Here is a 10,601-nt window from a genome sequence, read left to right on the forward strand (position 1 = left end):
AGAAATCAACTCTTTTCTAGGGGATTTCCGCCCTCATTTTGCTCTTTTGTGCTAAAATAGACTTATAAATTGAAAATAAGGAATGTTTATGAAATCGGGTAATGGTTTTTGGAAAGGCTGTCTCTATTTTTGGGGCTTCTTGTTCTTACTGGGCCTTTTGGTCCAATATGCTCTTCCACTTGCGGCTTGTGTCCTGATAGGCTATGGTGGTTATCGTCTCTATAAACGTTGGCGCTATCCTCTTTTGCAGGATCGTTCGCTCGACGATAGGATTGAGCTTTTAAAAGCTCGGATTCGTCAGGCGGACAAAGATATTCAGCAGTTAGAGGGAGTCTTGGTAGAGAAAGGCTCAGATTCCTATAAGAGTCTGGCCAATCAAGTATTAATCGAACTGCGGGAAATCCATCAGGAGGCGGATCGTCTCAAGTCCTATATCGATGCTGATGTCTACAACCGTATTGACAAAAAGGTTCGTACAGTAAGGGCAAACATCGATGTTCAGCTAGAACGTTTGGATAGAGAAAGTCAGGTAGATCTTGAAAATGCGGAGCCAGAGGAATTAGCTCCAGAATTGTCCCAGACCTTGGCCAATATTGCTATTGACCATCAGGCTATTTTAGACAAGATTGCTACCTCTGCCGAGGGGGATAAGGAAGAATTGACGGCCATTCATAGTTTGAAGATGGAGAAATTCCAAACGATTTTAGAAGGCTATTTGAAGATTAAGGCCAATCCTAAAAACTATAATCGGGCAGAAGAACGCTTAGAGCAAGCTAAAGTAGCCATCGAACAATTTGACCTTGAACTGGACCAAGTCTTGAGAGAACTCAATGAAACAGATATGCGTGATTTTGATATCAGTCTGCGTATTCTAGAAAAAGATCGTAAAGAATAGGTTAGAAACAAAGGAGTAACCATGACAGAATTTAATTTTGATATTGACCAGATTGCCAATAATACGGTAGCTAAGGTGGATAAAACAACCCAAATCATCGAGACAAATACTGGCTCAGACAAGACCTTGACCTTCCTTGAAAAGTTGAGCCCTGAGCAGCAAGAAGGAATCAAGGCGCACGTGCCCCAGTTAGTAGACCAGTTTGTCACAAATCAAAATGCTCTTTTAGATTTTGGCCAATCTGCTGTAGAAGGTGTGAATAATACGGTCAATCGTATCTTGTCAGAGCAAAAGAAACTGCAGATTCCCCAAGTGGATGACTTACTCAAGAATACCAACCGTGAGTTGCAAGGCTTTGTAGTCAAATACAAGAACGCTGAAATTGCTGAGTTAGAAGAAAAACCAAACTTTTTGCAACGCTTGTTTAACAAGAGCAAGAATACCCTACAAGAATTTTACTTTGATTCAAAAACAGTGGAGCAAAAGCTCGATGGTATGGCTGCCGCAGTGGTCAAGCAAGAAGATGTCTTAGCTCGAAATATCGTTTCAGCTGAGATGTTGATTGAGGACAATACTAAATCCATTGAAAATCTAGTGGGAGTGATTTCCTTTATCGAAGCTAGTCAGACAGAAGCTGGCAAACGCGCTGCCGAACTGAAGGCCCAAGCTGACCAACTTGATACAAGTACGGTAGAATACCAAACCAAGTCACAAGAATTGGCCCGTATGGCTGAAGTGGTCAATACTCTTGAACAACAACATACTGAGTATGTCAGCCGTCTCTATGTTGCCTGGGCAACAACACCTCAGATGCGCAATCTTGTGAAGGTGTCATCTGATATGCGCCAAAAATTGGGCATGCTTCGTCGTAATACGATTCCGACAATGAAGCTTTCTATTGCCCAACTTGGTATTTTGCAACAATCAATGAAATCAGGTGTCGTGGCAGATGCCATTGTCAATGCCAATAATGCTGCTCTTCAGATGCTAGCTGAAACCAGCAAGGAAGTGATTCCGCAGATGGAGAGAATTGCACAGAGCCCGACAGTCGCTGTTGAGTCAGTTACCAAACTGGCTGAAAGTCTGGTCGCTCAAAACCAAGGTATCGTCGCAGCTATTGAATTGGGACGTCAGAAACGTGCCCAACTAGAAACAACCATCGTCAAGTCCGCAGAAATGATCAACGATTCTGTCAAACTACGCGATGAGAAAATCGTCCAAGCCCTTCTAGATCAAGGAAAGGCCGCTCAGAAAGAAGTACAAGAGTAACACACAAGTCCCTTGTAAGTATAGCTTGCAAGGGATTTTGGATTTTTCTATATATCCGAACATCTAATTTATTTCACAAAAAAATAGTCAAAAATGTAGTCATTCGGTTGATTTTTATTGCAATATACTGAAATTAACAAAAAGAAAAAACGCTGATCAAGCGTTTTTCTTCTGTATTGATTCGTATTGAATGCTTACTTAACTTCTGTAAGAGTTAAATAATTTCTATTTTAGCTGTTAGAAACGTTGGTACATCAATGTTTCTAGAATGCTACCTAATAAAAGGTAGAGTGAATGGTAGAGTAGTTATTGCGTTAGCTCAGCAATCTTTTCAAGATAAATCCCCACAGCTTCTAACTTTCGTTGTGGTGCTAATTCAGCGTAAGTATCCATTGTAGTTGAAATTGATTTATGTCCCATTCTGACTTGAAGTTCTTTCCAATTTGTGCCAGCGTTGAGCAACATTGAAGCATGAGTATGTCGGAACAAATGGAAACCATAGTTTGGTAATCCAAGACCTACTAACCTTTTCTTAAGAGTTGTTCTCTCGTTTCTATCACACATATAGTTGCCATAGATTGTAGGGAAAATCAGTTTTGTTCTATGTCTGTTGTGCAATTCAAGATACAAGTTCATTTCGTGGTGGAAATCTCTGAGTTTTTCTATTATGGGGAGAGGGACAGGGACAGAGCGATTTCCTGCATCAGTTTTTGGTGTAGCTTTACAGATAACTTCCCCTTTTGTCCCATCTTTTTTATTTGCGGTTTTCCACATCAATGTTTTACTGACATTAATAGAAGAATTTTCAAAATCTAGGTCATCAATCGTCAACGCAAGTAGTTCATTTATTCGCAAAGCGGAGGCTAATAAAGTATTACAAATTAACTTAAATCTACGATTGGCTCTATTGTTATCTAAACTTTCAAGATAATTAAGCCATATTACAAGACTATCATCATGTAATACCATGATGCGTTGCTTATTTGATTTTGGCTTAGGTGGTATCTTAACAGAGCTAACAGGATTAGTGATTAGTCCATAGTTTGTAATTCCATAGTCAAAAATATCTTTCAACTTATGGATAACAGCACCAAAATCTTTAGCACTACCTTTATCAGCACGCTTTATACCAGATTCAATGGACTCTTTTGATTTCTTTGCCAAACCATTTAACCAAAGCTGGATATCCGCAGATTCAATTTTATCTGGTTTGTAATCTCCAAATTTAGGGATAATATAATTATCAAGATAACCTCTTACTCTGTTCAGAGTATTATGTGAGTTGACCCAGGTCTTATATGATTTAAACCATTCTTCAGCTAAATCTTCCAGTGTATCAATGACGATAACTTTTTCTCGTGTTGAGCCATTTTTTTCAAATTCTAGTCGTGCTTGAATGATTGCTCTATCTAACTGTTTTAGTGTCTTAGCTGTAATGGTAGTAGTGACTTGCTTACCAGTTTTGATATCTTTTCCCAGAAATGCCCCCTTCAAAGTGTATGAGATGGACTTATCTTTTTTGATTTTTTTAATGACTTTTTTGCCATTATGAATAATTGTTTCAGTTTCCATATTTGCCTTTCTTCATGGATATTGAAGTAGGCTAAAATAGTTACCACTCTTTCTTTTAGATAGAACTATTTTAGCAAAAATTTTCAGAATTAGGATTGTAAAAAGTTGATAATATCATCTAGTAGATAGAAGACGGTTCGAGTTCCCTCTATAGGAGGTTCTAATCTTTTTAATCCTTTTTGTTCCCAAGTTTTTAATGTGTTTGGGGAGATATTTAGCTGTTTTAGCAATTCTCGCTGTTGTATTATCTTTAGTGGTATGTTCTGTTCTTTGATTTGAATGAGTTTGATAAGTGTTTGCAATAGTTGTTCAATTTGTTCTAATTTTTCGTTATTCATTATTCTCTTTCTCCTCTGTGTTTGAATTATGGAGTCGATTAGGATTGTATCTTCGTGAATCTAGGTATTTGGCGAAGAAATATGTACGTTCAATAATGAGTCCTAATAAATTGGTATTGTTTGCTCGGGCATACCAGACCAATTCTTCAAATTCGGTAAAGTCGTTCTCTTCGATAATATCAACTACTTCATGTATAAAATCCGAGGAGTTCATCTCCATCAAGAATTTTTCTAAATTAAAGCCACAACCGACTTCAATATCCTCAATGTTGTAGGGGGTCTTATCTGGATTTTCCGCATGGGTAAAGTAGTCAAATAAACCAGTGGGAGACATAACTACCTCCACATGTGCTGGACCGTTTAGTTTGTCACTGATGATATTTGATACTTGTGAATAGCTTTTCAGTGAATCAAAGAAGAAAGCACCGTGTTTGTGCGATTTCTTGAACTCTCCCGTCTGTCTATTAATATCCTTATCGTGCCAAGGACTAAGAATAAACGGAATATGGAGTTCCTCTAATATATTCAAGTAGTTCTCTGGTGCGCTTTCCTCGTAGAAGAGAAACGTCCATTTGGTTGAGCGCTGTTCTTTTGCCATAGGCAGTTACCTCATTTCTTTTGGGTTCTATTACTAAGGAGAAATGACAAGTCGTATGCAAAGTTTTTTTGAAAAAATTGAATTTTTTGTGATTATTGATTATTGACCTATTGGGGGTCGTAGTAACCCCAATAGGTCATGATAGAAAAGAATATAAAAAGGGGCTGTCTGGCTTTTGCTTAACGCAAGCCACAGCCCCAAGGGATTAACGTTTTTGTCCAGTGAACCACAATTGGTTACGAACTCGAATAGGAGAGGAGAAATAATAGTCTGCGTGTTGGCTGACGATTTCTTCTTTTAATTGTGCTTCCATCTCTTTTAGGATTTTTTGCCCTTGTTGGTCTCTAGGGACTTTTAGAAAAATAGTGATGGTATCTTTTCGTATATCTACAATACACTTGCGAACAGCTCGGTTAAATCCTTTATGGATTGGATTGATGGTGGTAACGGTCTGGTGTTCAAGGTTGCTTATCTTCTGTACTCGTTCACGCTGAAACAGGAAGTGTCGCAACAGGAAAGTGTGATAGACAGATTGGATATAGTTCCGAAGACTATCTGTTTTCAACCGTTGTATTATCTCTAATCCAGTCAATAGTAAGGTAAGTAGTAGTGAAATAAGAGCGGATTTGTGACTTACAGAACTAATGGTATCAGTAATGTTTTTAACTGAATCTAGGTTGACAAATGAGATGTTGGCTAATTGGACGGAAAGAAAATTGAATAGCCAGCCGAAGACAGAGCAGATAGGAGTAGAGAGAACCAAATATAGTATAAGATTGAAACTTCTTATAAAGTAGTTTTTTGTGGTCATAGGATACCTCGCTTAGTGTAGTAGGTTGGACAGAGTAGGGGCAGAACTTGGTAGGGGTGTTCATTGTCGATAACTTGGATGATACCTGTACCATGTCCTGTTGGAATGACAATCCCCTCTGGATCGAGGTCAGGAAATAAAAATTGAGTAGTTTTCTGATTGATATTTCCAATTTGTAACAATACGTTTAGCTGTTCCCTTACTGAAATTGGGATAGTATTGTGGTCAAAACGCTGACTTACTAAAAATAGATGGATTTTGGTAGCACGTCCTAACAAGGCAATCTGTGAGAGTAAGGAGAAAAATGCTTCTTTGATATTCTTATTGACTCCCTCTGATAGAGCTAGGACTTCATCAATAACAATAGTTAGATGGGTAAATTGATGGTTGGGATTATCATACAAGATAGCTTGTCGTTTTTGAATGAGATTTGCACATTGACTTAATTGTTCGTTGACCTGTGATACAAAATCAGATTTTGAACGGTTTTCGACAGGGTGGATAACGGAAATATGATTTTCTCTTGCCCAACGACTTGGGGTATCAAATTTCGGGTCAATGATAATCAAGTCAGACATATGCTTCAGTACACTCAAGAAGTAAGTGAGAGCATACGATTTCCCAGAACCTGAATTTCCAGCAATAGCCCAGTGATTGACCTTGTCTAAATTTAGTTCAAAGTGCTTCATGATAGGGATTTTCCCATGTGGCAATCTGGCTGAAAACTTATCCAAATCAGGAATCGCTAAACGTTCTGAAATCCCTCTTTTCCAAGGGAAGAATAAACCACGTTGAATGTGTAAGTCATCTGTGTCTAGAGGGACAAAATAGGTAGCATTTTGTTTTAGAAGCGTATATTGTGGGTAAAGTGAAGCATTGGCAATCAGAAAGATTTTCTTGTATAAGTCGTCATCGAGGATATAAGCGCACGGTAGGCGAGGGACAAAGACAAAGCCGTCTTCTTGAATAATGACGTTAAAAGAATTAGTATAGCTGGTTTCCCCCTGCATTAAAGCCCCTAGAGCCATGTTTAGGCTCTGGAGCAGGTAAGATTGCAGGAAAGATTGGTTCAGCACATCACGAGATTGTGAGGTCATTACCGAACCTCCTTGATACCATTTGCTTTGAAGTAAACGTTATATTTTACTTCGCAGGCTTGTAGGGTGTCAAATTGAATCATGGATTGAAACGCTGGAAGCTCAATCGTATCTTCGAATTTTACTTGGAAAGGGTCTTGCCCTTCCTGTACAAACCATGCTTTATAGGCTACGATTTCTCCTGTTGGTTTTCCTTCTTCAAACCGTTGTTGTGGTTCAAGTTCGGTACTAAGTGAGTAAATCGGTTGTTTTTGACTGATAATTTTATCAGCCAATGTAGTTGTATAACCACCTTTTGTTGTTTTCATTTTAAACGCCATAGGGTTGTTCCTCCTTTATTATTGAGAAATAATACGAATGAGACTTGCTCGGTTTTGGTCGTGAGCTGGACGTAGTTGCTCTAGTTATGTATCACCTCCTTATTACTAAGGAGAATGAGACAACCAAACGCAAAGTTATTTGTTAAATTTTTAATTTTTTTATAAAAAATCCAGTGACAGAGACACTGGATTTGAGGTATTAGCGATAACTTTTTAATAAAGGAGCTAATTTTTTTAGTGCTTTACAATAATGAGATTTGACAGTTACATCACTCATTTTCTTGTAATGTTCAGTGATATAGCGAGCCGTTTCTTTATAGCTTGAACCTTGTTCCGCTATCATTTCAACAATCTTACTGTCAATTTCTGATAGGGATGCTTTAGCTTCACGAATAGCTTGTCTTAACTCCGCTAGGATTAAAGCTTCTTCGGGATTCAAATCAGAACTTGCAACTACTTCATAGCGTTCACGTCGTTTACCGTCATTACGAGATATGCTTTCTTCCATACTTCGTTTATGGTGGTATCGGTCACGCCGTTCTGCATTACTTTGTTCTTGTTGAAGCAAACGAGTTACTTCATTCCAATTTTTAGCTTTAATAGCTTCTTTGATTTTACGCTCACGGCGTTCTTGTACTTTATTGCTCATAATGATGAGCTCCTTTCCGTCCTTGGACAGAAGGAAACAAAATGAGCAAATATTGAACGCTGAGTATGCTAAAAGGCACAACAAAGAAACAGCGAAACAATTCTATGCAAGACATGACCTTTATCGTCATATCATCATATTTGTTTCAATCTGTCCTTTGATGGCCATCAATTTGGACTATTAAAATTTTTATCAAGAGTTTTTCTTGATATATTCAGTATAAGGCATAATGTTCTTTTATTTTTTACTTCTTTTTTTACTTCAATAAACTAATTTGTAAAACGAAGTGCAAAAAAAAACTAGGCGATTCACCTAGTTTTTAAAGAGCAAATTTTCGTATCTCTTCTTCGCTTAATAGTTTAATAAATGCTTGTTGAACTCTATCTAAAGCCGAAGCCATTGCGAGTAATTCCTCGTTTAATTGTTCTTGGAAATAGTATGTTACTTGTGTATTATTCGTCAATAATCCCTCAATATAGCGAGTGACATTTGTATTATCTAAATTGATATCATAGAGTTCAACTAAATCAACAAGGTCGATGTCGTTTATTCCCTGAGAGGCAATTTTTTCAATACGTTTCTTATCCTCTAGTGAAAATCTTGTTGGCTCTAATTGAATAGTGTGCCTTTCTTGAATTGGTCTTGTTGCATAAGGGTTGGAAACCCAACTGATAATTTCATCAAAAGTTCTTTCCTCAGTCCTTTCTATATCATTGGATTGATAAATATTAATGCCTAGATTTGCCAACTCTTCTTTAGAATATTTTTGATATAACTCTGTGATATCCTTACCTTGACTGAGTAATTTCATACAGTCCTCAGATATCTGTTTGAATTTTACTCCATCTATTTGTTGACCACCAGTCATACTAAACGAAGAGGTTGTTCTTCCTTTTTGAGAAATAACTAACGGGACGGATGTAAGGTAAGATTTTGGAATATTCTCTTTATACATTCTTTCTAATATATCATTTACCATAAATCCGATATTAAACAAGGGATTTTCTTTGAGTTTTTTTATTAGATTAGGGATAATTTCTGTCGAAACATTATCATACCACCATTTATTGATGAGAGGATCAATGTTTTCTTGCCTAAATGTTGAGGGTATGTCATTTCCGCCTAATTCAAATAGGATACCACAGACATTAACTTCAAATGATTTAATTAAATTATCCCCTAACATCAACCAAAGAATATCAAACATTTCTTCAAAATCAATGACAGTCAATTCATTGATGGTACGGGTTCTAAAACTTCTAGCGGGGTTATAACTTTTTCCACCAACCCATACGTCAATGTCATCTTTCTTGTGAAAAGTATCCATTTCAGTTTCAGTAGAAATCATAAATCTTTTTCTTTGAATATTGAAATTTGCAAATGTCTTGGCAATACTTAGACAACTTGATTGGATTGAAATTAAATCATCACTCATGAAAGAATATAGTTTTTCATCTACAGCCTCTAAATCTCTATATAAAATAGAACTGAAAAAATAATGAAACAGATTCTCAATAAACTCATCTAACTCTCCAAAAACGATATACGTATAGCTCGAAGCGGTTAGAGCATTTAAATAAACTAACATCGAACTCGTAATTGGTCGCTTACCACTTTCAACTTGACTAACTTGACCTGCATTGCCTAGTTCGCTTTGTGTAATATTGTATTTTTTTCTTAAATTTTTGATACGAGTAGGTATTTCTTGTGAAAAATTTTCTTCAAAAAATTTCATATATAATCCCCCTATAATCATGGAAAAGTAGAAAGTAGTAAAAATAGTTGTTATCCTAGTTGATTAAAAAAATCCCTGATTTCCTCATCTTTTATAAAATAATATATAATTTTCCCCTCTCTTCTAGTGCCCAAGATGTTTTGATTGGCTAGTTTACGAAGATGGTGGGAAGTAGATGCCATACTGAGATTTAGTAAACAGGCTATATCACAGACACAGAGTTCTTCAACAGCAAGAAGATAGAAGATGATATTTATCTGTTTATTATCGGTAAATTTTGTTAAAATGCGAAGTGATTTTTGGACTTTTTCCTTTTCAAGGTAGTTCGTTGCGGTTGTAATATTTTGCTGATTTATAACATTCACTTGGCAGATACTATCTTTTTTCATAATATTTTCTCCTAGCCTAATATAGTCCATAGTATGTCAAAACTGTTATTTTCAATCAGGATATATATCCCCAATCCTAAATAAACAACGGCAATAAACCATCTGCTATATTTTTCCAAAATTTCTCCAACAGAAGAGACTTGTGCCAATTTTTGGGCAGAAAAAACCAAGAGATAAATCATGACTAGAAAGGTAAGTAAAGCTACTATCAAATTTGCTAAATTTAAGGTAGTAAAATATGGAACAAAGACACCAATATTGTCAGCACCACAACTTGCAAAAGTAATCATAGCGACTAGAAATATCAGGTTTTTATTATCTTTGCGCAAACCTTCTTTGGCAATAGCTTCTCCATCAGAATCTCCTAAAAGCAAAACTTTGAGACCTAGGAAAATTGGAATCAAACCGAGTAAACCTAAAATCTCTTTACTAGGAATATAATTTAAGACAAATGCAAAAAGCAAACTTAGCAATATTAGACTAACAGAGCCTAGAAATTGTCCTAAATAGATGTTAATGATGTCTTTTCTGCTTTTTCTTTTGGCAAAAAATAACATTAGGATAATAAGTAAGTCTACGGCTGTCCCAGAATACAGGATTATTGAAGTAACAACATTTTGAATCATAAAACACCTCATTCAAATATATTTTTGAATGTATTCTAACATTAAACTTTGTAGATGTCAACTTAAAATCCACCAAAATATAGATAAGAAGTTAGTGTACCAAATATTAAAAAGCCCTGCCATCGAAATGATAGCAGGGCTTAACTTCGGCTCTATAATATTTGTAGTGGGTAACCCCCCCTATAGATATTATGGAGCCTATTTTTGTGTAGAAAAAAAGTCCCATATAACCTATAATGAAAAGCGACTAAACAACTCATTAGAAAGATTCATATGGAACAATTACATTTTATCACAAAACT

Annotated in this window: 12 protein-coding genes and 1 pseudogene; 3 read left to right on the forward strand and 10 right to left on the reverse strand. The window is 36.3% G+C overall.

Annotated features, from left to right (window positions below; genetic code table 11):
• Window positions 1-88: 88 nt before the first annotated feature.
• Together GEZ85_RS04515 and GEZ85_RS04520 are read left to right on the forward strand one after the other, a co-directional pair.
• On the forward strand, window positions 89-895 hold the full coding sequence (locus GEZ85_RS04515; protein WP_153209633.1) for a coiled-coil domain-containing protein: 807 nt from the start codon (window positions 89-91) through the stop codon (window positions 893-895).
• 21 nt (window positions 896-916) lie between these two features.
• Complete coding sequence (locus GEZ85_RS04520) at window positions 917-2,164, forward strand: toxic anion resistance protein (protein WP_000134328.1); 1,248 nt, start codon at window positions 917-919, stop codon at window positions 2,162-2,164.
• Window positions 2,165-2,470: 306 nt separating this feature from the next.
• On the opposite strand, the gene GEZ85_RS04525 is transcribed toward GEZ85_RS04520, so the two are convergent.
• The 10 genes from GEZ85_RS04525 to GEZ85_RS04570 form a co-directional block, all read right to left on the reverse strand.
• Window positions 2,471-3,736, reverse strand: a complete 1,266-nt coding sequence (locus GEZ85_RS04525; RefSeq protein WP_004189477.1) for a tyrosine-type recombinase/integrase — start codon at window positions 3,734-3,736, stop codon at window positions 2,471-2,473.
• A gap of 89 nt (window positions 3,737-3,825) precedes the next feature.
• Window positions 3,826-4,074: a MerR family transcriptional regulator gene (locus GEZ85_RS04530; protein WP_001058391.1), complete on the reverse strand. Its 249-nt coding sequence runs from the start codon at window positions 4,072-4,074 to the stop codon at window positions 3,826-3,828.
• The gene (locus GEZ85_RS04535) at window positions 4,067-4,672 is read right to left on the reverse strand and encodes a replication protein (RefSeq protein ID WP_045610912.1); all 606 of its coding nucleotides are present in this window, start codon (window positions 4,670-4,672) and stop codon (window positions 4,067-4,069) included. The genes GEZ85_RS04530 and GEZ85_RS04535 overlap by 8 nt, the downstream gene beginning before the upstream one ends.
• A gap of 205 nt (window positions 4,673-4,877) precedes the next feature.
• Window positions 4,878-5,483, reverse strand: coding sequence for a hypothetical protein (locus GEZ85_RS04540; RefSeq protein WP_153209634.1), 606 nt, complete (start codon window positions 5,481-5,483; stop codon window positions 4,878-4,880).
• Entirely contained in the window at window positions 5,480-6,580 is a 1,101-nt protein-coding gene (locus GEZ85_RS04545) for a P-loop NTPase family protein (RefSeq protein ID WP_045610914.1), read from the reverse strand. The genes GEZ85_RS04540 and GEZ85_RS04545 overlap by 4 nt, the downstream gene beginning before the upstream one ends.
• Complete coding sequence (locus tag GEZ85_RS04550; RefSeq protein WP_000874693.1) at window positions 6,580-6,900, reverse strand: hypothetical protein; 321 nt, start codon at window positions 6,898-6,900, stop codon at window positions 6,580-6,582. The genes GEZ85_RS04545 and GEZ85_RS04550 overlap by 1 nt, the downstream gene beginning before the upstream one ends.
• A gap of 199 nt (window positions 6,901-7,099) precedes the next feature.
• Window positions 7,100-7,549: an RNA polymerase sigma factor gene (locus GEZ85_RS04555; protein WP_011837674.1), complete on the reverse strand. Its 450-nt coding sequence runs from the start codon at window positions 7,547-7,549 to the stop codon at window positions 7,100-7,102.
• A 319-nt stretch (window positions 7,550-7,868) separates the two neighbouring features.
• Window positions 7,869-9,284 (reverse strand): helix-turn-helix domain-containing protein, encoded by a 1,416-nt coding sequence (locus GEZ85_RS04560; RefSeq protein ID WP_045610915.1) that lies wholly within the window; start codon window positions 9,282-9,284, stop codon window positions 7,869-7,871.
• A gap of 50 nt (window positions 9,285-9,334) precedes the next feature.
• Entirely contained in the window at window positions 9,335-9,673 is a 339-nt protein-coding gene (cadX, locus tag GEZ85_RS04565) for a Cd(II)/Zn(II)-sensing metalloregulatory transcriptional regulator CadX (RefSeq protein ID WP_000711088.1), read from the reverse strand.
• An 11-nt stretch (window positions 9,674-9,684) separates the two neighbouring features.
• Entirely contained in the window at window positions 9,685-10,299 is a 615-nt protein-coding gene (locus GEZ85_RS04570) for a CadD family cadmium resistance transporter (RefSeq protein WP_000615750.1), read from the reverse strand.
• Window positions 10,300-10,327: 28 nt separating this feature from the next.
• Here GEZ85_RS04570 and GEZ85_RS10320 point away from each other — a divergent pair.
• A pseudogene (locus tag GEZ85_RS10320) lies at window positions 10,328-10,447 on the forward strand (FanG protein); the annotation flags it as partial.
• Window positions 10,448-10,601: the final 154 nt, after the last annotated feature.

Origin of the sequence: Streptococcus mitis, assembly GCF_009496205.1 — a bacterium.
Taxonomy (GTDB): domain Bacteria; phylum Bacillota; class Bacilli; order Lactobacillales; family Streptococcaceae; genus Streptococcus; species Streptococcus mitis_BN.

Excerpts from the sequence above, each read along its gene's own strand:
- GEZ85_RS04515 (WP_153209633.1), top strand. The coding sequence starts at position 89 with ATGAAATCGGGTAATGGTTTTTGGAAAGGCTGTCTCTATTTTTGGGGC.
- GEZ85_RS04520 (WP_000134328.1), top strand. The coding sequence starts at position 917 with ATGACAGAATTTAATTTTGATATTGACCAGATTGCCAATAATACGGTA.
- GEZ85_RS04525 (WP_004189477.1), bottom strand. The coding sequence starts at position 3,736 with ATGGAAACTGAAACAATTATTCATAATGGCAAAAAAGTCATTAAAAAA.
- GEZ85_RS04530 (WP_001058391.1), bottom strand. The coding sequence starts at position 4,074 with ATGAATAACGAAAAATTAGAACAAATTGAACAACTATTGCAAACACTT.
- GEZ85_RS04535 (WP_045610912.1), bottom strand. The coding sequence starts at position 4,672 with ATGGCAAAAGAACAGCGCTCAACCAAATGGACGTTTCTCTTCTACGAG.
- GEZ85_RS04540 (WP_153209634.1), bottom strand. The coding sequence starts at position 5,483 with ATGACCACAAAAAACTACTTTATAAGAAGTTTCAATCTTATACTATAT.
- GEZ85_RS04545 (WP_045610914.1), bottom strand. The coding sequence starts at position 6,580 with ATGACCTCACAATCTCGTGATGTGCTGAACCAATCTTTCCTGCAATCT.
- GEZ85_RS04550 (WP_000874693.1), bottom strand. The coding sequence starts at position 6,900 with ATGGCGTTTAAAATGAAAACAACAAAAGGTGGTTATACAACTACATTG.
- GEZ85_RS04555 (WP_011837674.1), bottom strand. The coding sequence starts at position 7,549 with ATGAGCAATAAAGTACAAGAACGCCGTGAGCGTAAAATCAAAGAAGCT.
- GEZ85_RS04560 (WP_045610915.1), bottom strand. The coding sequence starts at position 9,284 with ATGAAATTTTTTGAAGAAAATTTTTCACAAGAAATACCTACTCGTATC.
- cadX (WP_000711088.1), bottom strand. The coding sequence starts at position 9,673 with ATGAAAAAAGATAGTATCTGCCAAGTGAATGTTATAAATCAGCAAAAT.
- GEZ85_RS04570 (WP_000615750.1), bottom strand. The coding sequence starts at position 10,299 with ATGATTCAAAATGTTGTTACTTCAATAATCCTGTATTCTGGGACAGCC.